Annotated in this window: 20 protein-coding genes; 7 read left to right on the plus strand and 13 right to left on the minus strand. The window is 69.7% G+C overall.

Annotated features, from left to right (window positions below; translation table 11 throughout):
- Positions 1–132: 132 nt before the first annotated feature.
- The 3 genes from ACFYO0_RS23610 (at position 133) to ACFYO0_RS23620 (ending at position 2,038) form a co-directional block, all read left to right on the plus strand.
- Complete coding sequence (locus ACFYO0_RS23610; RefSeq protein ID WP_388679203.1) at positions 133–723, plus strand: 50S ribosomal protein L25/general stress protein Ctc; 591 nt, start codon at positions 133–135, stop codon at positions 721–723.
- Positions 724–885: 162 nt separating this feature from the next.
- The gene (gene pth / locus ACFYO0_RS23615) at positions 886–1,488 is read left to right on the plus strand and encodes an aminoacyl-tRNA hydrolase (protein ID WP_388679205.1); all 603 of its coding nucleotides are present in this window, start codon (positions 886–888) and stop codon (positions 1,486–1,488) included.
- Between the two features lie 64 nt (positions 1,489–1,552).
- Positions 1,553–2,038, plus strand: coding sequence for a hypothetical protein (locus ACFYO0_RS23620; RefSeq protein WP_388679208.1), 486 nt, complete (start codon positions 1,553–1,555; stop codon positions 2,036–2,038).
- Between the two features lie 208 nt (positions 2,039–2,246).
- Here ACFYO0_RS23620 and ppc read toward each other — a convergent pair whose 3' ends face one another.
- Positions 2,247–4,979, minus strand: coding sequence for a phosphoenolpyruvate carboxylase (gene ppc / locus ACFYO0_RS23625; RefSeq protein WP_388679211.1), 2,733 nt, complete (start codon positions 4,977–4,979; stop codon positions 2,247–2,249).
- A 320-nt stretch (positions 4,980–5,299) separates the two neighbouring features.
- Here ppc and ACFYO0_RS23630 point away from each other — a divergent pair, with 320 nt between their 5' ends.
- Together ACFYO0_RS23630 and ACFYO0_RS23635 are read left to right on the plus strand one after the other, a co-directional pair.
- On the plus strand, positions 5,300–6,310 hold the full coding sequence (locus ACFYO0_RS23630; RefSeq protein ID WP_388679214.1) for an acyl-CoA desaturase: 1,011 nt from the start codon (positions 5,300–5,302) through the stop codon (positions 6,308–6,310).
- Complete coding sequence (locus ACFYO0_RS23635; RefSeq protein WP_344394972.1) at positions 6,307–6,978, plus strand: TetR/AcrR family transcriptional regulator; 672 nt, start codon at positions 6,307–6,309, stop codon at positions 6,976–6,978. Before ACFYO0_RS23630 ends, ACFYO0_RS23635 begins: the two co-directional genes overlap by 4 nt.
- Before the next feature lie 36 nt (positions 6,979–7,014).
- Here ACFYO0_RS23635 and ACFYO0_RS23640 read toward each other — a convergent pair whose 3' ends face one another.
- From ACFYO0_RS23640 to ACFYO0_RS23660, 5 genes are all read right to left on the minus strand, one after another.
- Positions 7,015–9,114, minus strand: a complete 2,100-nt coding sequence (locus ACFYO0_RS23640; protein ID WP_388679216.1) for a glycosyltransferase family 4 protein — start codon at positions 9,112–9,114, stop codon at positions 7,015–7,017.
- Positions 9,115–9,565: 451 nt separating this feature from the next.
- Entirely contained in the window at positions 9,566–10,438 is an 873-nt protein-coding gene (locus ACFYO0_RS23645; protein WP_388679219.1) for a PaaX family transcriptional regulator C-terminal domain-containing protein, read from the minus strand.
- 57 nt (positions 10,439–10,495) lie between these two features.
- Entirely contained in the window at positions 10,496–11,920 is a 1,425-nt protein-coding gene (locus ACFYO0_RS23650; RefSeq protein ID WP_388679221.1) for an alpha/beta hydrolase family protein, read from the minus strand.
- Positions 11,917–13,320 (minus strand): MFS transporter, encoded by a 1,404-nt coding sequence (locus ACFYO0_RS23655; protein WP_388679224.1) that lies wholly within the window; start codon positions 13,318–13,320, stop codon positions 11,917–11,919. The genes ACFYO0_RS23650 and ACFYO0_RS23655 overlap by 4 nt, the downstream gene beginning before the upstream one ends.
- A 117-nt stretch (positions 13,321–13,437) precedes the next feature.
- Entirely contained in the window at positions 13,438–14,241 is an 804-nt protein-coding gene (locus ACFYO0_RS23660; protein WP_388679226.1) for a trans-aconitate 2-methyltransferase, read from the minus strand.
- 103 nt (positions 14,242–14,344) lie between these two features.
- Between ACFYO0_RS23660 and tamR the strand changes: the two genes are divergently transcribed.
- Positions 14,345–14,842 carry a MarR family transcriptional regulator TamR gene (gene tamR, locus ACFYO0_RS23665; protein ID WP_165263243.1) on the plus strand — a complete coding sequence of 166 codons (498 nt, stop codon included), beginning with the start codon at positions 14,345–14,347 and terminating at the stop codon, positions 14,840–14,842.
- Here the strand turns inward: tamR and ACFYO0_RS23670 are convergent.
- Positions 14,801–15,568 (minus strand): response regulator transcription factor, encoded by a 768-nt coding sequence (locus ACFYO0_RS23670; RefSeq protein ID WP_344394962.1) that lies wholly within the window; start codon positions 15,566–15,568, stop codon positions 14,801–14,803. The two genes, tamR and ACFYO0_RS23670, sit on opposite strands and share 42 nt — an antisense overlap.
- A gap of 265 nt (positions 15,569–15,833) precedes the next feature.
- Between ACFYO0_RS23670 and ACFYO0_RS23675 the strand changes: the two genes are divergently transcribed.
- Complete coding sequence (locus ACFYO0_RS23675; RefSeq protein ID WP_388679230.1) at positions 15,834–16,277, plus strand: GNAT family N-acetyltransferase; 444 nt, start codon at positions 15,834–15,836, stop codon at positions 16,275–16,277.
- 78 nt (positions 16,278–16,355) lie between these two features.
- Here ACFYO0_RS23675 and galK read toward each other — a convergent pair whose 3' ends face one another.
- From galK to ACFYO0_RS23705, 6 genes are all read right to left on the minus strand, one after another.
- Complete coding sequence (gene galK, locus ACFYO0_RS23680; protein WP_388679232.1) at positions 16,356–17,498, minus strand: galactokinase; 1,143 nt, start codon at positions 17,496–17,498, stop codon at positions 16,356–16,358.
- Positions 17,499–18,467, minus strand: a complete 969-nt coding sequence (galE, locus tag ACFYO0_RS23685; RefSeq protein ID WP_388679235.1) for a UDP-glucose 4-epimerase GalE — start codon at positions 18,465–18,467, stop codon at positions 17,499–17,501.
- The gene (galT, locus tag ACFYO0_RS23690) at positions 18,464–19,528 is read right to left on the minus strand and encodes a galactose-1-phosphate uridylyltransferase (protein WP_388679238.1); all 1,065 of its coding nucleotides are present in this window, start codon (positions 19,526–19,528) and stop codon (positions 18,464–18,466) included. Before galT ends, galE begins: the two co-directional genes overlap by 4 nt.
- Before the next feature lie 340 nt (positions 19,529–19,868).
- On the minus strand, positions 19,869–20,582 hold the full coding sequence (locus ACFYO0_RS23695; protein WP_388679241.1) for a response regulator transcription factor: 714 nt from the start codon (positions 20,580–20,582) through the stop codon (positions 19,869–19,871).
- A 285-nt stretch (positions 20,583–20,867) separates the two neighbouring features.
- Positions 20,868–22,760 (minus strand): PQQ-binding-like beta-propeller repeat protein, encoded by a 1,893-nt coding sequence (locus ACFYO0_RS23700; RefSeq protein WP_388679245.1) that lies wholly within the window; start codon positions 22,758–22,760, stop codon positions 20,868–20,870.
- A 58-nt stretch (positions 22,761–22,818) separates the two neighbouring features.
- Positions 22,819–24,645, minus strand: a complete 1,827-nt coding sequence (locus tag ACFYO0_RS23705) for a PQQ-binding-like beta-propeller repeat protein (RefSeq protein WP_388679248.1) — start codon at positions 24,643–24,645, stop codon at positions 22,819–22,821.
- Positions 24,646–24,757: the final 112 nt, after the last annotated feature.

Below are 24,757 nucleotides of genomic sequence, written 5' to 3' on the forward strand. Positions count from 1 at the left end.
TGCTCGGCGAGGGAGGCCGTACGGCGTTGTGAAAGGCGCTGGTACGGCGGTCCGTAATCGACGCGCTCTTCGTAGCAGGCCGTTGTTTGGCCGGGTGACCACGTTCCCCTTTATCTACGAGGAGTGATGAGCATGGCCGAGGTGAAGCTCGCCGCCGAGACGCGTACCGAGTTCGGTAAGGGTGCGGCGCGTCGTATCCGCCGTGAGAGCAAGGTTCCCGGTGTGCTGTACGGCCACGGTGGCGAACCGGTGCATGTGACGCTGCCGGGTCACGATCTGCTGCTGGCGCTGCGTACGCCGAACGTTCTTCTTGCCCTGGAGATCGACGGCAAGAAGCGGCTGGCGATTCCGAAGGCCGTTCAGCGTGACGCGATCAAGGGCTTCCTTGAGCACGTGGACCTGCTGCTGGTGCGCAGTGGCGAGAAGGTCAACGTCGAGATCTACGTCCACACCGAGGGCGAGCTGGCTCCGGGCGGTTACCTGCTCGAGCACGTGCTGAACGCGCTGCCGGTCGAGGCCGAGGCCACGCACATTCCGGAGTCGGTCACTGTGTCCATCGAGGGCCTGGCGGCGGGTGACTCCGTCCTGGCGAAGGACATCACGCTGCCGCCCGGTACGACGCTTGCCATCGACGAGGACGCGGTTGTCCTCCAGGTTCTGGCCGCGCAGGCGGAGGAGCCGACGGAGGAGGCCGAGGGCGCCGGCGAGCCCGCCGAAGCCTGACCGGCAGGGAAACCCTGCTTGCCGTACCGCTCTTGATGAGGGCGCCCGACGCTTGGGGCTGTGCCCACCGGTTCCGCCCTGCGGAACGTTTGCCCACAGCAGTCGGCAGTGTCAGCCGTCGCTCCCTACGGGGAGCGGCGGCTCTGCGCGTATGAAGGAGACATGCACGTGACGAGCGACGCAGGGGCCCCCTGGCTGGTGGTGGGGCTGGGTAATCCGGGGTCCGAGTATGCGATGAACCGGCACAACGTGGGGTTCATGGTGGCCGATCTGCTGGCGGAGCGGATCGGGGGGAAGTTCAAGCGGGCCGGGAAGGCGCAGGCTCTGGTGGTGGAAGGTCGGATCGGGCCGCCCGGGCCGGGGAGCCGGCGGGTGGTGGTGGCCAAGCCGATGTCGTACATGAATCTGTCGGGCGGTCCGGTGAACGCCCTGCGGGATTTCTACAAGGTGCCGGTCGCGAACATCGTCGCCGTCCATGACGAGCTGGACATCGACTACGGCGTGCTGCGGCTGAAGCTGGGCGGTGGCGACAACGGTCACAACGGGCTGAAGTCGATGACGAAGGTGATGGGTTCGGACTATCACCGGGTGCGGTTCGGGATCGGGCGGCCTCCGGGGCGTATGCAGGTCGCGGACTACGTGTTGAAGGACTTCTCGTCGGCGGAGCGCAAGGAGCTGGACTACTTCGTGGACCGGGCGACCGATGCGGTGGAGTGTCTGGTGATCGATGGGCTGACCCGGGCGCAGAGTACGTACAACTCCTGACTTGTCCCCGGTGTGAGCAAGTCGAAGTTGACCGGGCGCCGGGCGATGGCCAAGGATCTCCGCCATGTTTGCCCTCACCTCCCGCCCGAACGCAGGCTCCGCGCTCCGGTTCGGGCGGCTCGCGGCGATGGGGACGGTCGCGGTGCTTCTGCTGATCGCCGGTGTCTGGGCCTCGTGGGGTACCGCGCAGCACGTGATGCTCACCAAGGGGCGTGAGCGCGGGACGATGTCGGTCACTCGGTGCGCGGACGATCGCTGTACGGGGTCGTACACGCCGGTGTCCGAGGGGTCGACCCCTCGTGACCGGGTCACCATTTCGAGCACGGTGGTGGCGAAGAAGGGCGAGACGTATGCGGTGGTGGTGAAGCCCGGGAGCGACGAGGTGGTCCGTTCGGGGCCCGGCGGGCTGCTTTATGCATGGGTTCCGCTTGGGGGAGCGCTGCTTCTCGCTTCGCTGGTGGTGGCAGGGGGACTGCGGCTGTCAGCGCTTGCGTGGGTGTTGGGTGGCGCGGGGTTGACGTTGCTGACGGCGGCGTTCGTGGCCCTGTGAGGGTGTTCCGCCCCCGCCGCCCCTACCCGTTCCCGTCCCCTGGGCTTCGCCCGGAGCCCACCAGGGGCTCCGCCCCTGGACCCCGCTGAGGGCTGCGCCGCCAGACCCCCATCGGCCCAGCGGCCTCGTCCTCAAACGCCGGACGGGCTGAAAATCAGCCCGTCCGGCGTTTGAGGACCGGGGGTCCGGGGGCTGGGCCCCCGGAACCTCAGCCCGTGTTGCGCAAGCCCGCCGCCACGCCGTTCACCGTGAGCAGCAGAGCACGGGACAGGAGCGGATCGGGAGCCGCGCCGGAGGCGGCGGCGTCGCGCTGGCGCTTCAGCAGGGCGACCTGGAGGTACGAGATCGGGTCCAGGTAGGCGTCCCGGATCGTGAAGGTCTGCTTGAGGACCGGCTGGGCGTCCAGGAGTTCCTGTTCACCGGTGATCCGGAGGACCTCCCTCAGCGTCAGCTCGTGTTCGGCTTCGATGGTTTCGAAGACGTGCTTCAGGCCGTCGGGGACCAGCGTGTCGACGTAGTGGCGGGCGATCCGCAGGTCCGTCTTGGCGAGGGTCATCTCGACGTTGGAGACGAAGTTGCGGAAGAAGTGCCACTGCTCGTACATCTCCTCCAGGACGCTGTCGAGGCCCGCCTCGCGCAGCGCCTTCAGGCCGGAGCCGACGCCGAACCAGCCCGGCACGATCTGCCGCGACTGGGTCCACCCGAACACCCACGGAATGGCCCGCAGCCCGTCGAGGCCCGCACCGGAGTCGGGCCGCCGCGAAGGCCGGGAGCCGAGGTGCAGGTCGGCGAGCTGGTCGACGGGGGTGGAGGCGAAGAAGTACGCGGGCAGGTCCGGGTCCTCGACCAGGCGGCGGTACGCGGCATGGGCGGCGTCCGAGACGACGTCCATCGCCGCGTCCCAGCGCGCCAGCGCCTCGCCGGGCTGACGCGGGGCCGTGTGGAGGGCGGAGGCCTGGAGGGTGGCGGCGACGGACAGTTCCAGGTTCTCCCGGGCCAGCGCGGGGATCAGGTACTTGTCCGAGATGACCTCGCCCTGCTCGGTGACCTTGATCTCGCCTTCGAGGGTTCCCCAGGGCTGGGCGAGGATCGCGTCGTGCGTGGGACCACCGCCCCGGCCGACGGTGCCGCCGCGGCCGTGGAAGAGGCGAAGGCGTACGCCGTAGCGGTGGGCGACGTCGCGCAGCCGCCGCTGTGCACGGTGGATCTCCCACTGGGAGGTGGTGATGCCGCCGAACTTGGACGAGTCGGAGTACCCGAGCATGACCTCCTGGACATCGCCCCTGAGCGCCACGAGCCGCCGGTAGGAGGGGTCGGCGAGCATGCCCTCGAGGATGGTGTCGGCCGCGCGCAGCTCGTCGGTCGTCTCAAGGAGCGGCACGATGCCGATCTTCGCCCAGCCCGCGTGCAGGTCCATCAGTCCGGCCTCGCGGGCGAGGACGGCCGCGGCGAACACGTCGTCCGCGCCCTGGCACATGGAGATGATGTACGACTCGATCACCTCGGGCCCGAAGACCTCCAGCGCCCGCTTGACCGTCCCGAACACCCCGAGGGTCTTCTGTCCGGCCGCGTCCAGCGGGGCCGGAGTCGGTGCGAGGGGCCTGCGGGAGCGCAGTTCCCTGGCGAGCAGCTTGTGCCGGTACTCGCGCGGCATGTCCTCGTAACGCCATGACTCCTCGCCGAGCCGGTCGAAGAGCTGGCCGAGCGCGTAGTGATGGGCGTCGGCGTGTTCCCGTACGTCCATGGTGGCGAGCTGGAGACCGAAGGCCGCGAGCGTGCGGATCGTACGGTTCATGCGGCCGTCGGCGAAGAGCGCACCGCGGTGTTCGCGCAGGGACGTCTGGATCAGCGTGAGGTCACGCAGCAGCTCGGAGGTCCCGAGGTAGTCGTGGCCTTCCTCGTGCGGGATGCCCTTGGCGAGCCGCTGCTTGGTGTTCTCCAGCTTCTGCCGGATGCAGGTGGCCTTGAGGCGGTAGGGCTCCTCGGCGTTGAGGCGCTTGTAGCGGGGGCTGATCTCCGGGAGGTTCTCCAGGTCGGCCTGGAGGGACTCCAGCAGCTCCTCGGTCGCGCCCGAGTAGCGGATGGAGTTGGAGAGGAAGCCGCGGAGTTCGTCGATCATCTCCAGGGCGTCGTTGATGCCGTGCTCGTGCTGGAGGATCAGCACGTCCCAGGTCACCTGGGGGGTGACGTTCGGGTTTCCGTCGCGGTCGCCGCCGATCCAGGTGCCGAAGGTCAGCGGGCGGGTCTCGTCGGGCAGTTGGACGCCGACGCGTTCCAGCTCGGCGGTCAGATCCTCGAGGACGTCGCCGACTGCGCCGGCGTGCAGTTCGTCGAGGTAGTAGATCGCGTTACGGGCCTCGTCGGCGGGCTCGGGGCGTACGACGCGCAGCTCGTCGGTCTGCCAGACGAGGTCGATGTTCTCGGCGAGACGGGTGTCGTAGCGGCGGCGGTCCGCCTCGATGACGGGGGTCTCGAGGAGGGCGGCGATCCGGCGCAGCTTGTTGAGGACGGAGCGGCGGGCGGCCTCGGTCGGGTGGGCGGTGAAGACCGGGCGAACATTCAGATGCCGCACGGTCGCGCGCAGGTGCTCGGGATCGGCGTCCTTGAGCCGGTCCGCCGTACGCGCGAGGAGTCCGCCCTCGGCGGCCCGCTTGGCGCGCAGCTCGCGGCCACGGTGCACCTGCTCGGTGACGTTCGCCAGGTGGAAGTACGTCGAGAAGGCGCGGACCAGCTTGGCGGCGGTCTCCAGTTCCGTCCCGCGCAGCAACTCGGCGGCGGCCTCGCCGTTCTCCCGGGTGAGGCGGCGCACCTTCTCGACCAGTTCGAGGAGCTCGGGGCCCTCCTGGCGTACGAGGGTCTCGCCCAGCAGGTCGCCCAGGCGGCGGATGTCAGCGCGCAGCTCACTGCTGGTCGTGGTGGTCTGGTCGTCGGCACTGCTCACAGGTGCGGCTCCTTGCAGTGGTGAAGCTCATCTGAGGCTCGGCTGAGTGGGGAACCCCCGGAACCCGTCGGCCTGCGGCAGCGGTGGCCGCATAGCAAGAGGGCATCCGGGAAGTTAAGAAACAGAGCGGACCGCGCTGTCCGACCGATTCCAAGGATAGGTCTCGATGCGGAGGCGCAGACTCTCGGCCTCTTGCCGCCGGGCTGTGCGCTGCCATACTTACGACGCCGTAGGTTACGGAACCGTAGGCATGACATACAGCGCTGTATGCCCGTACATCCGGCATCGTCTCAATCCACGAACCCCACAGGGGACGCCCCATGACCACAAGCTCCGATGTGATCGACGACGCCCCGAAGGCGCACAACGACACCTCGCTCCCCTCCGCCACGCTGGGGGGCGAACAGAAGCGCTCGATCGAGCAGATCACGCTCCTCCTCTTCATCACCGTCCCGTTCCTCGCGCTGCTCGCGGCCGTACCGCTGGCCTGGGGCTGGGGAGTGAGCTGGCTGGACCTCGGTCTGATGGTGTTCTTCTACTACCTCGGCTGCCACGGCATCACCATCGGTTTCCACCGCTACTTCACGCACGGCTCCTTCAAGGCCAAGCGCCCGCTGCGGATCACGCTCGCGATCATGGGCTCGATGGCGGTGGAGGGCCCGCTGGTCCGCTGGGTCGCCGACCACCGCAAACACCACAAGTTCTCCGACGCCGAGGGCGACCCGCACTCGCCGTGGCGCTTCGGCGAGACCGTCCCCGCTCTGATGAAGGGCCTGTGGTGGGCGCACATCGGCTGGATGTTCGACGAGGAGCAGACGCCGCAGGACAAGTACGCGCCGGATCTGATCAAGGACGGGGCGATCCGTGCGATCTCCCGCCAGTTCGTGTGGTGGACCCTGCTCTCGCTGGCGCTGCCGGCGCTGATCGGCGGTCTGGTGACGATGTCCTGGTGGGGAGCCTTCACGGCGTTCTTCTGGGGCTCACTCGTCCGGGTGGCACTGCTGCATCACGTCACCTGGTCCATCAACTCGATCTGTCACGCGGTGGGCAAGCGCCCCTTCAAGTCGCGTGACCGCTCGGGCAACGTGTGGTGGCTGGCCGTACTGTCCTGCGGCGAGTCCTGGCACAACCTGCACCACGCCGATCCGACGTCCGCCCGGCACGGCGTGGAGCGCGGACAGGTGGACTCCTCGGCACGGATCATCCGCTGGTTCGAGATGCTCGGCTGGGCGTACGACGTGCGCTGGCCGTCACGCTCGCGTATCGATTCCCGCCGGAACCCCGATGGGAAGGGCTCCCGGCAGAAGACAGAGGCCGCCGAGGCGGCATGATTGACGGCGTGGCCGACTCCAGCACACCCAGCAACGACAAGCCCAGGCGTGCGCGCCGGACCCGGATGACGGGGGCGGAGCGACGCCAGCAACTCCTGGAGATCGGCCGAACGCTCTTCGCCGCCAAGGGCTTCGAGGGCACGTCGGTGGAGGAGATAGCGGCGAAGGCCGGGGTCTCCAAGCCGGTGGTGTACGAGCACTTCGGCGGCAAGGAGGGTCTGTACGCGGTGGTGGTGGACCGTGAGATGCGGCGCCTGCTGGACATGGTGACCAGCTCACTCACGGCAGGCCACCCCCGCGAACTGTGCGAGCAGGCGGCGTTCGCGCTGCTCGACTACATCGAGGAGTACACGGACGGGTTCCGCATCCTCGTCCGTGACTCCCCCATCCCCCAGTCCACGGGTTCCTTCGCCTCGCTGATCTCCGACATCGCGACCCAGGTCGAGGACATCCTGGGCCGCGAGTTCAAGAGCCGAGGCTTCGACCCGAAGCTCGCGCCGCTCTACGCCCAGGCCCTGGTCGGCATGGTCGCCCTGACCGGCCAGTGGTGGCTGGACGTACGGCGCCCGAAGAAGGCCGAGGTGGCCGCCCATCTGGTGAATCTGGCCTGGCACGGCCTTGACGGGCTGGAGGCGAAGCCGCGCCTCATCGGGCACCGCAAGAGCTGAGGAGCGGCCGGTTCGGCGGGTGGTGCACTCCCGCTCTCAGTCGTCCTCGATGTCGCGGGCGCTCAGTGCCAGGTCGTTGGTGGCGGAGAAGAACGGTCTGATCCGGGTACGACCACGCTGCGCATGGTCGAGGACGACCGCCGGCACGACATCCGTCTTCTTGCGCTCCACGATGTCCCCGCTGATCCTGCCCACCGGGATCGTCCCGTCGGCGGTGGACAGCCGCAGATCCCAGAGGTCCTGTTCCGTGGTGCGCCGCGCCATGACCTCCTCGTACCGGACGGTGAAGCGGATGCTGTCGGCGCCTGCGGGACTGGCGGGCACGGAGAAGTCGTACGCCCGCTCCGTCCTGGACACCGCCTGCACCATGACCCCGGCCCCGGCCGCGAGGCCGGTAGCCCCGTGCAGCGAGACGGTGACGGAGACCGAGCGCTCGCCGACCTCGATCTGCTGGGCCTCGGCGTGGGCGGGCCGCAGCCAGGTGCGCAGGGCGAGGAAGCCGTCGGCGGTGGTGTACGGGATCCACGCGCTCACGCCGTCGGGCTCGCGGACGGTGAGGGGGCTTCGGAGCAGAGGCGCCTGCTCGACGAGCCGGGCGATGAGGCGCGTGCGGGTGCTGGAGCCGGTGCCACGCGGGGCGACGTAGCAGTCCCAGCGGCCCTCGGCGAGGCTGTGCTCGGCTCGGTGCAGGGTGACGCGGGCGCCGGTGTCCGGGCAGTCCGGGTCCGGGAGCATGGGGAGGCGGACCTCCCGCTTGTCCGGGTCGCGGCGCAGACGCAGGACGAAGTCCAAGGGCCCGGCGGGAAGTTCGGCCGTCTCCAGCAGGACGGTCAGGCCGCCTTCCGCTGTCGCGCGGGCGTGTGCGGCGGGCTGCGGGGTGCTCTCCGGGACGGCGGTGGGCCCGGCCGGGCGGGACAGGACGGTGCGGCTCAGGCGCCGGATCAGGGTCGCGCTTCCGTCGGCCAAAGTGCGGCGGCGCTTGCGGGACAGTTCGTCGATGAGCGCTTCGTAGCGGCGGGCGATGGCGGAGGGGGCGTAGGTCGCGGCCTTCTCCCGGGCGCCTGCGGCCATTGAGCGGCGCAGTTCGGGGTCCGCGACGAGGCGCTTCAGTCCGTCGGCGAAGGCGTCGACGTCGCCGGACAGCGGTACGAGGAGTCCGTCCCGGCCGTCGGTGATGATCTCGCCTGGTCCGTGCGGGCAGTCGGTCGCGACGACCGGGACGCCGCAGTGCATGGCCTCGACGATCGTCATGCCGAACGACTCCATGTCGGAGGAGACAGCCGCGATCGCACCCTTGGCCCACTCGGTCTCGATGGGCGACACGGGTCCCATGAGGAAGGCACGGTCGTACAGCCCGAGCCCGTCGATCTGCTCCCGCAGCCTCGCCTTCTCCGGCCCGCGTCCATAGATCCGCAGGGTCCAGCCGGGATGCTCCGCGGCCATCTTGGCGAAGGCCGAGACCAGCCGGTCGTACCGCTTGACGGCGATCAGACGTCCGGCCGCCACGATGACGCGGGAGTCCAGTGAGGAGGGGAGGACGGCCGGGGTGCGCACGCCGTTGGGTACGCAGACGATCCGCGTCGTCACCGCGGGCAGTGCGGCGCGGTACTGCGCGGCGTCCGCCTCGGACACGGTGACGAAGGCGTCGAGGCCCGCGACGGCTCTGTTCTGATGCTCGCGCAACAGGTCGTTGTGGGCGTCCAGGCTCAGGTGTTCCTGGCCGATCCGCAGATAGCGGGGCCGACCGTCTCGGGCGAGGTAGCCGTTGAGGTCCGGGCGCGTGGCGATCACCACGTCGGCGTCGGTGTCCTTGAGGTAGCCGCCGACGCGCTCGTCATGGAGGCCCGTGTACGGCAGCTTCGACGAATACTTGGCGGCTCCCGTGTCGGGGAACATCGTGCAGGGCTGCCGGGTGAGTTCATGCGCGCCCTCGTAGCCCGGGCTGTCCTCGCGCATGTCGATCAGCGAGGTCAGCCGTACGCGCGGGTCGAAGGGGAGCGCCGGTTCGTCCCGTACCCGGTGCACGCTGACGACCTCGACGTCGTGGCGGTCGGCGAACGCGGCCGAGAGGTTCACCGTGGAGCGGATGGTGCCGCCGATTCCATACGCGTTGTTGATCAGGAAAGCGATCTTCACAGCGTTCTCGGCTTCACTCGAACAATCCGGAGTCTGTATACCACCCGAAGAATTCCTTTCAGGAAGCGGAGCCGCTCCGCGGAACAGCAGCAGGGCAGGCCGACGCCACCAGAAAGCGGCAGCAGATGAGAAAGGCAAGAAACAACACGCCTGGTCACAGACCCCCCTGCGGATCCGAACCTTAGCAAACGCCGGCTGAATTTACACCGAAGAAACAGGTGACATTGGGCATACGTTCGGCCGGTCGACCAGAAGCGGAACGGGTTCATCTAATTGGCCGGGGCGGGAAATGTTTGCGCTGGAAACGAGACAGACACTGGAGCGCCCTCTCAGGGACGCGGGGCTGTAACATTGTGCGGCTCCTGGCCCCACTCTCGACTTCGCTCGAGCGGGGCCCCATCGGGGGCGCGAGCAACCACACACCCCGGACCGTGCCACCGGGCCGAACTGGTCAAGCCGAGCGCAGCGGAACCGTCTCCAGCATCTGCGCGGCCATCCGCGCAGCGGACCCCGCCGTCTCCTCCGCTATCCGGCGGAACGTCTCCTGGGCCTGGCGGGCCGGCCACTCGGGGGGCAGGTGCTGCACCGGCAGCCGAGGGTCCGTACGTATGATCCGCAGCCATTCGGCGACCAGTCGGAGCCGCGTGGCGACGGGGTCGGCCGGTGGCGACACGGCCGCCCACCGCTTGTCGAAGGCGACGTAGCGCGCCGCGATGCTCTCCAGGTCCCAGCTCTCGCGGATCATCAGGCCGACGTCGGTGAACGCGTCGGCGCGGGCGTGGAAGACCTTGACGTGGGCGTCGAGGCCGAGTTCGGAGATGGCGCCGCGGACGTCGGCATGGCCCGGGGCGATCCACAGCCCGCTGTAGAGGGCACCGAAGCCGGACCAGGTCAGACGGGAACGCAGGTCGTGGCGCTGGCGCTGCCAGGACTCGGGGAGGGAGAAGCCGAGCAGGGTCCAGGTGCCGTCCCAGTCCTCGTTGACCGCGCCGTCGCGCCAGATGCGCTGTCCGCCGTCCTCGAGGATCCGGACCGCCTGCGGGGTGAGCCCGAAGAACATCTTGCGGCCCTCGCGCTGGCGCCGCAGCAGACCCCGGTTGACCATCCGCGTCAGCGTGGAGCGTACGGCCTGCTCTCCTGTCCCGACCCTGGCGAGCACGTCGATGATGCTGCCGGAGTAGACGCACAGGTCGCCTTCGTCCAGGACGTGGTTGCCGAAGAAGGCGAGCACGAGCGACTGGGGGCGCGGCTGCGGGGCGTCAGCCATGTCAGCGGCATCAGAGGTGTCCGTCGTGGCCGTCATGTCTAGCTTGTCGTCCTCCACAGCCGTAAGCGTACGACCGCCCGCGCCGGGGAAAGAACGGGCGGTCGTACGCACCTGTCACCGGCGGTCGGCCGGATGCGCCAGGTCGTACGGGCGGGGGTACGGCGCGGGCCGGTACGGGATGTAGCGGGCCGGGGTCGTGGGATCGGCGGCGGCGGCCGTGGCGTTGAGCGACGCGGGATCCGCGCCCTTCCAGTGGCCTGCGGTGAGCCGCTTCTCCAGGGTGTGCAGCGCGGCTGTCTGCTCGGCCGGGCTGAAGGTGCAGTGGCCGGGGTTGTCGACGTACGCCTGGCGCAGGAGCGATGCCGAGCCGCCGGCCGTGGCGGCCCTGCGGTAGGCACTCTCGACCTGTACGGGGACGAGGGCGTCGCCGGTGGTGTGGATGGTGAGCTGCGGTTTGTGCAGTCGGCCGGTGAACGAGCTGGTGCGGCTCATCCAGTCGACGGCGGCGGGGTCGGCGCTGATGCGCGGGGCCCGGTTCAGGGCGCCCAGGTCCTTCTTCAGGGACAGGCCCGCGTCTTTGTAGAGCTCGGTGACCTCCTTGTAGACGGAGGACTGGCGGAGCATCTTCGTGTAGTCGACGCCGGTGTTCCAGGACATGTTGCCGCCGGCCCGGCTCTCGGCCTCCTGGCGCCAGCTGAACGCGGGCAGGCTCAGCATTCCCTGGAGGGCCTGGTACTGGTTGGCCTGCTGGGCGTTCCAGTCGTCCGGGGCGGGTTCGGGCTGCGAGGCGTCGTTCCAGCCGGGGATGTTGTGCAGTGCGGCGGCGAGGGCGATGCGGGCGCGGCCCTCGGGTGTGGCCTGGGCGTCGGTGACCGTCTTGCCCATGGTGCCGGCGGCGGCTGCCGCCGAGGCCTGGTCGGCGAAACCGGTCAGTTGGACGGAGGAGCCGGGCGCGAGCAGGGTCTTGAGGGCGAAGACGGGGTCGAGGGTGTTGTTCCAGTTGGCGACGCCGCCGTGGACGAGGCCGCACATGGCGAGCGAGCCGTCGATGCGCCCGGGGTGCCGCTCGGCGATGGCGGTGGTGACCAGGCCGCCGTACGACTGCCCCCAGGCGATGGTGCGCCGCGCCGCGCCCGACCGCTCGGTGAACACGTCGAGAGTGGCGAGCTGATCGGGCACGGCGTCCGTCACCGCCCAGCCGTTGGTGGCGTACGAGGAGCCGATGAGCGCGTAGCCCTTCTCGAGGAGAAGTGCCTTCGTCGCGTCGTCGGGGGCGTTCTGGGCGGCGAGGGGCGATCCGACGGGCCGGTAGCCGTGGCTGAAAAGCAGGACGGTGCCGTTCCAGTCGGCGGGCTTGTCCATGACGTACTTGGCGCCGGACGGGAGGGTGCCTTCGACGTGCTCGGCGGGCGCTTCGGCGTACGCGGGAGCCGTGGCGCCGGCCGCGGCGGCGAGCAGGAGGACGGCAAGCGCGGCGGTGCCACGCGGTCGTGACGTGCGGGCGCGGGTGCGGGTGGCTGTGCGGGTGGGGGAAGTCACGAGGTCATCGGCTCCTTGGAGGAGGGGGTGTGGGGGGTGGTGGCTCCGGATCCGGCCCCGGCTCCGGCTCCGGCTCCGGCTCCGGCTCCGGCTAGAGAGTCGCGGTGGGTCTCGCGCAGGAACCAGACGGTCAGCGCGGTGACGGTGGCGCCGCCGCACAGCAGCAGGGCGATCGAGGTCGAGCCGCCGCCGTCCGCGGCGACCAGGCTTCCGGCGATCATCGGCGAGAAGCCGGCACCGACGAGAGTGGCGAGCTGATAGCCGAGGGAGGCGCCGGTGTAGCGGACGCGGGTGCCGAACATCTCGGTGAGCAGCGCGCCCAGCGGGCCGTACATCGTCGACTGGGCGACGCCGTGGCCGAGGGCGATCGCCAGGATCAGCAGGCCGGGCGACTCGGAGTCGACCAGGGCGACCACCGGGAAGGCCAGCGCGGCGGAGGCAATGGCACCGGCGAGTACGACCGGACGGCGGCCGATCCGGTCGGACAGCGCGGACGCGCAGGGCAGGACGACGAGCGCGACGCAGGCGGAGACGGTGAGGGCGGTCAGCACCTGCGGGCGGGCGTAGCCGATGCCGGTGGCGTACGCGATCATGTAGCTGGTCAGCAGGGACTGTGCGGTGAAGGCGCCGATGCCGACGCAGCAGGCGAGCAGCAGCGGGCGGGGCCGCCGCAGTACGTCCACCACGGGCAGCCGGGACTCCTTGCGCTCCTTCTTCACCTCGGCGAACAGCGGGCTCTCGACGACCTTCAGGCGTACGAACAGGCCGACGCCGAGCAGGACGACGCTGAGCAGGAAGGGCACGCGCCAGCCCCAGGCGGCGAACTCGTCCCGGGGCAGCGTGACGACGAGGGTGACCACGGCCGACGACAGGAGGGAGCCGAGCGGCGCTCCCATCTGCGTGAAGCTGGACCACAGTCCGCGTCGCCGTTCCCCGGCGTGCTCGACGACCATGAGGGTCGCGCCGCCCCATTCGCCGCCGATGGCGAGGCCCTGTACGACGCGCAGGGTGATGAGCATGACGGGTGCCCAGACGCCGACGGTTTCGTACGTGGGCAGCACGCCGATGAGGAAGCTGGCGCCGCCCATCAGGCCCATGGTCAGCAACAGCATGGACTTCCGGCCGAGCCGGTCGCCGAAGTGGCCGAAGACGATGCCGCCGAGAGGGCGGGCCACGTAGCCGGCGGCGAAGGTGCCGAACGCGGCGATGGTGCCGACGGCGGGGTCGGCACCCGGGAAGAACAGTTCGCCGAAGACGAGCGCGGCGACGGTCCCGTAGACGAGGAAGTCGTAGAACTCGACGGCGGTGCCGAGGAGCCCGGACAGCGCGACGCGACGCAATTGCCGCGCGGATTCCGGGGAGCGGGGTGGGGGTGGGGAGGCAGATGGGGACGGGGGCATCGCGGGTCTCCCTTGAGCGGGGGGAGGGACATCGCGAAGATAGGCGTCTCCTAAACGGCCGTCAATAATCTGCACAACATCAGCCGGCCCGGCACCCCCGAGGTCGACCTGCCGCCCTCACCCCTTCCGGGCGACGGCGAAAAGGCGACGGAAAGGGAACACGGTGCCCTGATCCCCGGCCGGATACGCGGTGCGCAGGGCAGCGCGGTACTCGGCCACGAAGGCCTCCGCCCCATCACCCAGCTCCGTCAGGATCGGACGCAGACCCGTCCCCTTCACCCAGTCCAGGACCGGGTCCTCGCCCGTCAGGAGGTGCAGATACGTCGTCTCCCAGACGTCGGCTTCACAGCCGAGGTCGGTGAGGGCCTGGAGATAGTCGGCGGGTTCGTGGACCGCGCCGTCGTGGCGGAGCGTTCCGGCCAGGCGGCCCTTCCAGCGCGCGGAGTGGGCGAGTTCACGCATCAGGCGGTGGCTGGGGGCGTCGAAGTTGCCGGGCACCTGGAAGGCGAAGGTGCCGCCGGGGGCGAGGCCGTCCACCCAGGCGGGGAAGCGGGCCACGTGGCCCGGTACCCACTGCAGGGTGGCGTTGCTGACGATCAGGTCGTACGGCTCTGCCGGCGCCCAGGTCCCGGCGTCCGCGGCGGCGAAGCCGAGGTGGCCGCCGCCCGGCGTGGGGCCCGCCAGCGATTCGGCGCGGGCGAGCATCTGGGGTGAGCTGTCGAGGCCGGTGATGCGCGCGGTGGGCCAGCGGTCGGCGAGGAGGCGGGTCATGTTGCCGGGGCCACAGCCGAGGTCGGCGATGCGGGCCGGGTCCCCGGGCAGGGACGGGACGCGGGCCAGGAGGTCCACGAACGGGCGGGCGCGATGGTCCGCGTGACGCAGGTACTGGCTCGGGTCCCAGGCAGGAGCGGGCGCGGGCACTGGTGGGCCTCCTTGAAGCGGCCGAGAGGGACCTTCAGCCTCACACCCAAACTATCTTGACGTCAAGAGACTTCACATCGACACAACCACTACACTGATCGCCATGGAGGACGAGGTCGATCGGCTGGTCGCAGCGTGGCGCCGGGAGCGCCCTGACCTCGACGTGGAGCCGTTGGAAGTGCTCAGCCGGGTGAGCAGGCTGGCCCGGCATCTGGACCGCGCACGCCGACTGGCGTTCTCCGAACACAGCCTGGAGCCCTGGGAGTTCGACGTCCTCACCGCGCTGAGGCGAGCCGGTGCTCCGTATCAGCTCTCCCCCGGCCAGTTGCTGACCCAGACCCTGGTGACCTCCGGAACGATGACGAACCGTATCGACCGGCTGGCGAAGAAGGGCCTGGTGGAGCGCCTCCCCGACCCCAGTGACCGCCGTGGCGTCCTGGTGCGGCTGACCGACGAGGGGCGGGACCGCGCGGACCAGGCGCTGGCCGGACTCCTCGACCAGGAGCGGGCGATCCTGGCGGAGCTCAGCAGTGCGCAGCGCGGTGAACTGGCCGGGCTGCTACGCCAGTTGACCGCCCCGTTCGACAACATCCCCGGCTAGGTCGACCGGACCGACCCCGGCGCGGCGGGCGAGCGCCACGGCGGCGAGGGTGGAGTGGACCCCCAGCTTCCCCAGCACGTTCTGCATATGCGTACGCACGGTGTGCGGGGACAGGAACAGGCGCTCGGCGACGGCTTTGCGCCCCAGGCCCGCGACCATGCACCGCAGCACCTCGCGCTCGCGCGGCGTGAGCGACTCGACGAGCTGCTCGCTCTCGGTGCGGTGCTTACGGGCGGCGGTCAACTCGCGCAGCACGCCCGTGAGCAGGGCGGGCGGCAGATGTGTCTCGTCCCGCAGCACGCCTCGTATGACCGTCAGCAGCCTCGACAGCGAGCAGTCCTTGGCGACCCAGCCCGAGGCTCCGGCCTGCAGGGCGAGGGCCGCGCGGCGCGGGTCGTCCTTCTCCGCGAGGACGACGATACGCACACCCGGCTGGCCCGAGCGGACGCCCGCGACCAGAGAGATGCCGTCGACCAGGCCTTCTTCGTTGTTGTCGTGCACGGGTACGGCCGGGCGGACGCCCGGCACATTGCCGCCCAGGTCGGCGTCGACGAGCAGCACGTCGAATCTGCGGCCTTCCGCCGCCGCGCGCTCCAGACAGCGCAGCGCGGCGGGGCCGCTGCCGGCCGCGGACACGTCGACGTCGGGCTCGGCGGCGAGAGCTGCCGCGAGCGACTCGGCGAAGATGCGATGGTCGTCGACGACCAGGACACGGATGCGAACCACTGAAACCCCCACTGGTCGGGGGACGACCGGCGCAGGTACGGCGCCCGGATTGTTCCGGGACCCCGAGGACCCCGGGACGGGGTGCCGCAGCCACACGGCCGCCGCCGTGCTGGACTGCTACCCCCACTCCGGGCGTCGTACCCGACTGTCTCGCCCCCTGATCAACACCGGCCCCCACCGGTGCTGCTCATCAGGGTAAGGCCGGGCGGCAGGAGCGGAAGAGGATTTGCAGAACTGATTGTCCGGCACGTTTATGGTGAGGCATATGTTTCGTATTGAGACAGGAGTCGACAAAGAGTTCGGCAAGTTGCTGCGTTCCCGTCTCCGGGACGCCAACACGGCGGCCTCTCCCGTGCTCCGTGCTCTCCGCGGAACCCCTGACGAACGCGAGCTTCCGCTCCAGCTCTGGGCGCTGGACGAGCGGGACGAGCTTGCGGGCGGACTGGTCGGCCACACCTGGGCGACCTGGCTGCACGTGACGTACCTCTGGGTCGACGGCCCCCACCGGGGTACGGGCCTGGGATCCCACCTGCTGTCCCGAGCGGAACAACTGGCCCACACGGAACGCGACTGCCGCCACTCCCGCCTGGAGACCTGGGACTTCCAGGCCCCGGAGTTCTACAAGAAGCGGGGCTACGAGGTGGTGTGCGAGATCCCCGACTATCCGCCGGGGGTTACGGAGTACACGCTGACGAAGCGGTTGGGGTGACGAGGGGTTTTCGCCCCCGCCGCCCCTGCCCGTTCCCGTCCTGAAGCTGGGGCTCCGCCCCAGACCCCGCCAGGGGGCTCAGCCCACCCGCCGTGCCCCAGCCGAAGGCACCGCCGCGAACACCCGAGGTGCCGTGAATCCCGCCGCGGCGAAGGCCTCCTCCACCGCCTTGGTGACCGTGTCGGCGTCCGTGGACCCCACCAGCACGATCGCCGAGCCGCCGAAGCCGCCGCCCGTCATGCGGGCGCCCAGCGCACCGGCCCGGTTCGCCGTGGAGACGACCAGGTCCAGCTCCGGGCAGGAGATGCGGAGGTCGTCCCGCAACGACACATGGCCGGCCGTCAGTACGGGGCCGATCGCTCGTACGTCGCCCGCGTCCAGCAGGGCGATGACCTGCTCCACACGGTGGTCGTCCGAGACGACGTGGCGTACATAGCGGCGTACTCGTTCGTCGGACAGGCGGGACAGTGCGGCGTCGAGGTCGTCGTACGCCACGTCCCGCAGGTGCGAGACGCCCAGGATGCGCGCGCCTTCTTCGCAGCCATCCCGGCGTTCCGCGTACTCGCCGTCGCCCAGGGCGTGCTTGACGCGGGTGTCGACGACCAGGAGCTGAAGCCCGTGGGCGGGCAGGTCGAAGGGGACCTGGCGGATGGAGAGGTCGCGGCAGTCGAGGTGGAGGGCGTGGCCCTCGGTACAGCAGGCGGACGCCGTCTGGTCCATGATGCCGCAGGGGACGCCGACGAAGTCGTTCTCCGCGCGCTGGGAGACGCGGGCCAGCTCCGGTCCCGTGAGCCTGAGTTCGAACAGGTCGTTGAGGGCGAGGGCCGTCACGACCTCCAGTGCGGCCGAGGAGGACAGGCCCGCGCCCGTCGGCACCGTCGAGCCGAGGTGGATGTCCGCGCCCGTCACCGTGTGACCTGCCTCGCGCAGGACCCACACCACACCCGCCGGATACGCCGCCCAGCTCGTGTTCGTCAGCGGCGCCAGCTCGTCCACGTGCAGCTCGACGACCGGGCCCTCGATGTCGGCGGAGTGCAGCCGCAGCACGCCGTCGTCGCGGCGCGAGACCGCCGCCACCGCCGTGTGCGGCAGCGCGAGGGGCATCACGAAACCCTCGTTGAAGTCCGTGTACTCGCCGATCAGGTTGACCCGGCCCGGCGCCGCCCATACGCCCTCGGGGGCCGCCCCGTACAGCTCCTCGAAGCCTTCCCGTACGCCCACCTAGCGCTCCTTCGACACGTTCTGCGCGAACGCCCACGCGTCCGCCACGATCCCCGCGAGATCCGCGCGGGACGGGTTCCAGCCGAGCCGCTCACGGGCCGTCCGCGCCGAGGCCACCAGCACCGCCGGGTCGCCGCCGCGGCGCGGAGCGGCCACCTCGGGAATCGGGTGCCCGGTGACCTGGCGCACCGTCTCGATGACCTCGCGGACCGAGAATCCGTTGCCGTTGCCGAGGTTGCAGATCAGGTGCTCGCCCGGGGTGGCCGCCTCGACGGCCAGCAGGTGGGCCTCCGCCAGGTCCGCGACGTGGATGTAGTCGCGGATGCAGGTGCCGTCCGGCGTCGGGTAGTCGTCACCGAAGACGGAGATGGCGTCGCGCTTGCCCTGGGCGACCTGGAGGACGAGAGGGATGAGGTGCGATTCGGGGTCGTGCCGCTCGCCGCAACTGCCGTACGCACCCGCCACGTTGAAGTAGCGCAGTGACACCGCGCCGAGGCCGTGGGCAGCCGCCTCTCCGGTGATCATGTGGTCGACGGCGAGCTTCGAGGCGCCGTACGGGTTCGTCGGCGCCGTCGGCGCGGACTCGACGATCGGGGTTTCCTCCGGCTCGCCGTACGTGGCGGCCGTGGAGGAGAAGACGAGCTTGCGGACGCCCGTCGAGCGCATGGCCTCCAGCAGGGCCATCGTGCCGCCGACGTTGTTCTCCCAGTACTTCTCCGGCTTCACCACCGACTCGCCGACCTGCGAGAACGCGGCGAAGTGCAGAACGGCGTCGAAGGAGGAGTCCAGCCACTTGGCAGCGTCCCGGATGTCGCCCTCGACGAAGGAAGCACCGGTCGGAACGCCCTCGCGGAAGCCGGTCGAGAGGTTGTCGAGGACGACGACCTCGTGGCCCGCCTCCAGCAGATGCTGCGCGACCACGCTGCCGACATAGCCCGCACCGCCGGTGACCAGGTACTTCCCACTCATGAACTCGCTACCTCTCGCAGTCGCTGGGCCGCGGTCTCCGGCGGCACGTCGTTGATGAACACGCTCATGCCGGATTCGGAACCCGCGAGGAACTTCAGCTTGCCGGAAGTGCGGCGAATGGTGAAAAGCTCCAGGTGGAGCGCGAAGTCGTCACGGCTGACTCCCTCGAACTCCTCCAGCGTGCCGAACGGCGCCTGATGCCAGGCGGCGATGTACGGCGTCGGGGGCTCACCTTCGCCGAAGATCCGGTCGAAGCGCCTCAAGAGTTCCAGATACACCTGGGGAAATTCTGTGCGGGCGTCCTCGTCGAGGCCCAGCAGGTCGGGCACCCGCCGCTTCGGGTAGAGGTGCACCTCGTACGGCCAGTGCGCCGCGTACGGCACGAAGGCCACCCAGTGCTCGGCGTCCAGCACGATCCGGTCGCCGTCGGCCAGTTCGCGGGCGACCACGCCGTCGAAGAGGTTCTCCCCGCCGGACGCCTCCTTGTGCGCGGCGAGCGAGCGCAGCATCAGGGCCGTACGAGGGGTGGTGAACGGGTACGCGTAGATCTGCCCGTGCGGATGTCCGAGCGTCACGCCGATCTCGGCACCGCGGTTCTCGAAGCAGAAGACCTGCTCGACGGAGGGCAGATGGGACAGCTCGGCGGTGCGGTCGGTCCAGGCCTCCAGGACCAGTCCTGCCTGTTCTTCCGTCAGATCCGCGAAGGACGCGTCGTGGTCGGAGGTGAAGCAGACGACCTCGCAGCGGCCGGAGTCTCCGGCGAGGGAGGGGAAGCGGTTCTCGAAGACGGCGACGTCATACGAGGAGTCCGGTATCTCGCTGAGACGGTCGCCCTCGGACGGACACAGGGGGCATTCGTTCGCCGGCGGGTGGTAGGTGCGGCCCTGGCGGTGCGAGGCGATCGCGACCGAGTCGCCGAGCAGCGGGTCGCGGCGCACCTGAGACGTGGTGACGGTGGCGTCGAGTGGTCTACGGTCGACCGCGTCGCGGACCGCGTCATCACGCGCGTCGTAGTAGATGAGCTCACGACCGTCGGCCAGCCGGGTCGAGGTCTTTTTCACGGAACCGAGCCTTCCTCTTGCGCCGCCGAGTACTGCAGCCGACCTGACCGGCCGGGGGTCGGGGGTTGCCCCCGGGGACATGCAGCACGGATGGCTCCCTAGGCGCACCCATCAAACAGAACTGAACACAACAAACCACAAGCTCTCACGTGGGTCAACACCACAATCAAACAAACTTCCCCACCGCAGCTGTTCAGTTCTGGAACTGGAGGCGTAGCTTCCGCCCAGATCCGTGTCTCACGGTCTCGGACGCGGACCTGGACAACGCGGACGTACCCACGCAGGACGCCACAGGGCATCGAGACGCAACGGAGCAACTATCGTGCCCGGTGGCCGGAGTTCACTCCGGCCCTTCGGGCGCCTCCATCGGCGGATGCGGACGCGGCGGCACCGGACCGGCCCGGTCCAGGAGCCCCGTGCGTGCCGCCAGGGCCGCGGCCTCCAGCCTCGATCCCACGCCCAGCTTCATCAGCACCCGCTGTACGTGCGTACGCGCCGTACTCGGGGCAATGCCCATTCCGGCCGCGATCAGGCGGGTGTCCTCGCCCTCCGCGACCCTGACCAGGACCTCGACCTCCCGCGGCGTGAGGATCTGCAGCAGCCGCTGGCCCTCGTCGTCCGGCTGGGCGGCCGGGTTGAGGAGTTCGCTGAAGGCGCCCTGCAACAGCTGCGGGGCCACCGCCGCCTCTCCCGCCCTGGCTTTCATGATGGCGCGCTCCACGCCCTCGATGCGCTCGTCATGGCGTACGTAGCCCGAGGCGCCGGCGGCGAAGGCGGCGGCGATGCCGCGGGGGTTCGGTACCGGGCCGAGGACCAGCACCGCCACCTGCGGTCGCTCACGCTTGATCTTCACGACCGGGTCGAAGATGCCCGGCTCGGCGGGTGTCGCCGTGCCGATCAGACACACCTCAGGTGCCCTGGTGATCACCAGCTCCGCCGCCCCCGCGGCGGGCGCCGCCGCGGCGAGCACGCGGTGTCCGCGCAGCTTCAGTGCCGAGGCCAACGCCTCGGCGAGCAGACGGTGGTCATCGACCACCATGAGCCGCACACCCATCGAGCCCAACCCCCCAGTTCCCCCAGGTCCCCAACTGGTCCCCCATGGACAGGAGCCCCCCGGCTCTCCATCCCCCGGAAGCTACACGCTTGTTCGACGTTGCGCTTCCCCTACCGGTGAGAAGTGCCCCGGATTGCCAAAATTCCTCGCATTCGTGAGCGAGCGAGGAAACGAGCGAGGACAAGCGTAGGCCCCGTCCCTGAGCAGGGACGGGGCCTTGATCCACGTAGGGACGCCTTGATCGTCGTACGACCGGAAACGGCCGCCTCTCGATCGTCGTACGCCCTACTGCGCGCCGAATCCGATCGTCGTGTACTTCTCCCCATCCAAGGAGGACGAGGGCTTACTGATCAGGTCCCGGCCCATGAAGAGGCGGCCGTTCGTGTAGAGCAGCTCGGACGACTTCGGGACCATGCTGCTGATCGCGTTGCGGACCTGCTCCGTGGCCGGGGTCACCAGGAGCGTGGTCTGCTTGAAGCTGCCACCGTCGATCGAGACGATCTCGGAGCCCTTGTCGTAGGGGCCCTGCTTGTACGCGATGATGTCGCCGCCGTCCATCCGGACCGGGAACATCTCGTAGCCGTCACCGGCGTCGGCGCGGTCGCCCGCCGTCTTGCCGGAGGCCAGCGAGAAGGAGATCACCTCGTTGGTGCGGCTGAACTCCTTGGTCCCGTCGTGCTGCTTCGTCGGAACGTAGAGCTTGTCGTTGCCGACGACGATCCCCTTGCAGTCGTGGATCTTGCCGACGCCGCAGTCGTGCTCGTACCGTCCGTCCTCCAGCGTGATCTTCGTACGCAGCTGGCCGCTCTCGTCGAGCGAGAAGACGTCCGTGGCGCCCGACGAGGTGATCTCATCGGAGTCCAGACCGATCACGACCGGCTTGGTGGAGATCACCTTGGCGTTGTCGATGCCGTCGGCGAGCTTGTACGTCCACTGGACGCTGCCGTCCTTGGGGTTGAGCAGCTGGACCTCGAGCTTCTCCTCGCCGTACTCACCGCACTTGCGCACGGCAACCAGCTGCTCGCCGCCGCGATAACCGAGGTCCTCGCACGATTCGACCTTCGGCTGCCACAGGGCCTTGCCGGTCGTGAGGTCGAAGCCCGCGCCGCCGTCGAGGCCGGCGCCCACCGCGACCGTGGTGCCGGTGATGCTGGCTTCCTCGAACTTGGCCTTCTCGCTGCCGTCGCCCACGGACTTGGTCCAGAGCTGCTTGCCGGTGTTCAGGTTGAAGGCCGTGACCTCGGTGCACCCGGGGTACTTGTTGGTCTTGCTGCGTTTGGACGCCTCGGAGATCACCACGGCCACACCGTCCTTGGTGACCTCGGGAGAGGCCGCGCAGGTGTGACCCGCCAGCGGCATCGTCCAGGTCTCCTTGCCGGTGGCCGGGTCGTAGCCGACGACCTCGCCGAGGCCCGCCTTGGCGTACACCTTGTCCGTCAGCCAGGAGCCCGCCACGCTCCAGACCTCGTCGTCGGGCACTGCGGGCTGGGGGACCTGGAAGAGGACCTTGGCGCTGGTACTGGACGGCACCTTCTCCGAGCCGCCCCCGTCGGGGGCCTTCTTGCCCTCGTCGCCCTTGCCGTCCTCACCGCCGGTGCCGCCGGACGTACCGGAGGCGTCGTTCTTGTCGTCGCCTCCGGTCGAGGACGCGTACCAGACGCCCCCGCCCACGATGAGGCCGATGGCCAGGACCGCCGCGACGATGATCATCAGCTGGGCGTTGAGCTTGCGTCCGCCGCCCGGCGCCTGCGGCTGGAGCGGCAGCGTCGAGGGCTGCGGGTAGCCGTACTGGGGCTGCTGACCCGGGTAGCCGTAACCGGGCTGGCCCGGGGGCTGGGTCTGCGGGTATCCGTACGGCTGGGGCGGGGTCGTCGGGGGCGGGGTCCCGGGTGCCTGCGGGGGCTGCTGCGGGTAGCCGTAGCCGGGGTTCGGCGGGGTGCCCTGTGGCGGGGTCGGCGCGCCGAATCCGCCTGGTGGCGGGCTCTGCGGAGCGCCGTAACCACCCGGAGGCGGATCCTGGGAAGCCCCGAAACCGTTCGGCGGCGGGTCCTGCGGGGCGCCGAAACCACCGGGCGGCGGACTCTGCGGAGCCCCGAAGCCACCCGGCGGCGGATCCTGGGGTGCGCCTGAACCGCCTTCCTGCGGCGGCTGGTTGGGCGGGGGCGGCGGCTGGCTCATGACGGGTTACCTCGGAAAACTCGGAGAAGAAAGGGAGTGGGGGCGGGACGAGGGGCGGTCACTTGCCGTAGGCCAGCATCAGCTTTTCCTGCGCCTCGTCACGGCCCGTCAGCCGGGTCGTGGAGATGTAGAAGCGCCCGTCCACGTAGTCCACGTCCTTCGAGTAGAAGCCGCTCTCGATCTTCGCGGTGCCCTGCGGGTTCTGCAGCAGCTTCTTCGGCGTGTGGGAGCCGCTGCCCGTCGGGATGGACACGATCCGGCCGCCCGAGTCGTACGACGGCTGGACGTACGCGAGAAGGTTCGTGCCGTCCATCTTCAGCGGCTGCATGCTCTCTTCCACCGGGGACTTGGTGCGCCACTTCTCCTTGCCGGTCGCCAGGTTGATCGCGACGATCTCGTTGGCGCCGGTCTTCGCGTCGGTCGGCAGGTAGAGGGTGTTCTTGTCGGCCGCGACGCCCTGGCAGCCCTGCAGATCACGCGAGAGGATCGCCCAGCCGCACTCCGGCGCGAAGGACTCGTCGATGTCGACCTGCGCGGTCACCGTGCCGTTGTTCAGCGTGGAGATGTTCCACTGCTTCTTGTCCTCGTTGGTGAGGTACATGACGACGGGGTCGGTGGAGTACGTACGCGCGGCCTGCCAGCCCTTGGGGACCTTCCAGGTCCACTTGGCCTTGCCGGTGGCCGGGTCGAGTTCCTGCACCTCGTCGTGCTCGTTGTCGCTGCCGGCCGCGCAGGACGAGACGGCGATCAGCTTGTTGCCGCCGGCGAACGCGGCCGGGAAGCAGGCCGAGCCGTACCTCTTCTTGTCCCACAGCTTGTCGCCGGTCGAGACGTCGTAGCCGATGCCCGACTGCCCGCGGCCGACCACCAACGTGTCTCCGGTGACGGTCAGTCCGAGCTGGAGCATGCTGTCGAAGAGTTCGCCCTCCGGGATCTCCTCGGTCCAGCCCTTCTTGCCGGTGTTGAGGTCGATCTCCATCAGCTGGTTGCAGTCGGCGGTGTCCTTGGTGCCCGCCTTGTACGCGACGACGATCTTGTCGTTGGTCGTCTTCTCCGGGGTGACCGAGCAGATCTCCTGCGGGAGCGTGATCTCGGGCCAGGCCGGCTTGCCGTCGCTGACGTTGTAGGCGAGGACCTGCTTGTACGCGGCTTTCACCGCGGTCTTGTCGGTGATCCACATACCGGGGGCGTCGGCACCGGAACCGGGCGCATCCGGCCCCTCCTTGTACCAGAGCACCTTCGATTCGCCCGCCTGGCGGCCCGCGTTGAGGTCCTCGGTGCCCTCGCCGCCTCCGCCGTCACCGTCGCCGGGGTTGATCGGGTCCTCGCCCGGGTTGGGCTGGGCGTCACCGCTCTTCTGGGCCTCGGGCTTCTTGTCGCCGCCATCACCGCTGGAGACCGCCCACACAGTGCCGCCGATGACGAGAGCGGCGGCCAGCGCGGCTCCGATGATGATGGCGGGCTTGCCCTTGAAGGGGTTGCGCGAGCCGCCACCCGGCGGGATGCCGGGCGGGCCGGGGAACTGGGGCTGCTGCGGGTAGCCGTAACCGGGCTGACCGTAGGGGCCGGGCTGCTGAGGCTGTCCGTACGGGCCGGGCTGCGGGGCGTACGGTCCCGGCTGGGCGTACGGTCCTGGCTGCTGGCCGTACGGACCCGGCTGGTTGTACGGGCCGGGCTGCTGGGGGTAGCCGTAACCGGGCTGCGGCGCGGGCGGAGTCCCCGGGGCTCCGCCCTGCGGCGGCGTCTGCGGCGCGCCCTGCGGAGGCGGTGGAGCCTGCGGCGGCTGCGCGGGCGGCGGAGGCGTTCCCTGGCCCGGGTACTGCCCGCCCGGATCCTGTGGAGCTCCGAACCCGCCCTGTGGCGGCTGGTTGGGCGGCTGAGACATCAGCGCGTTCCCCCTTCATCACTGATTTTTAGCCACGCCTAGAAGTACGTAGTGAATACGGAGTTGTACTCAGCGTCGTACTCAGACAGTTCAGACGGTTCTCAGACGGCCC

The organism is Streptomyces sp. NPDC006365 (assembly GCF_042870755.1).
Classification (GTDB): Bacteria; Actinomycetota; Actinomycetes; order Streptomycetales; family Streptomycetaceae; genus Streptomyces; species Streptomyces xiangluensis.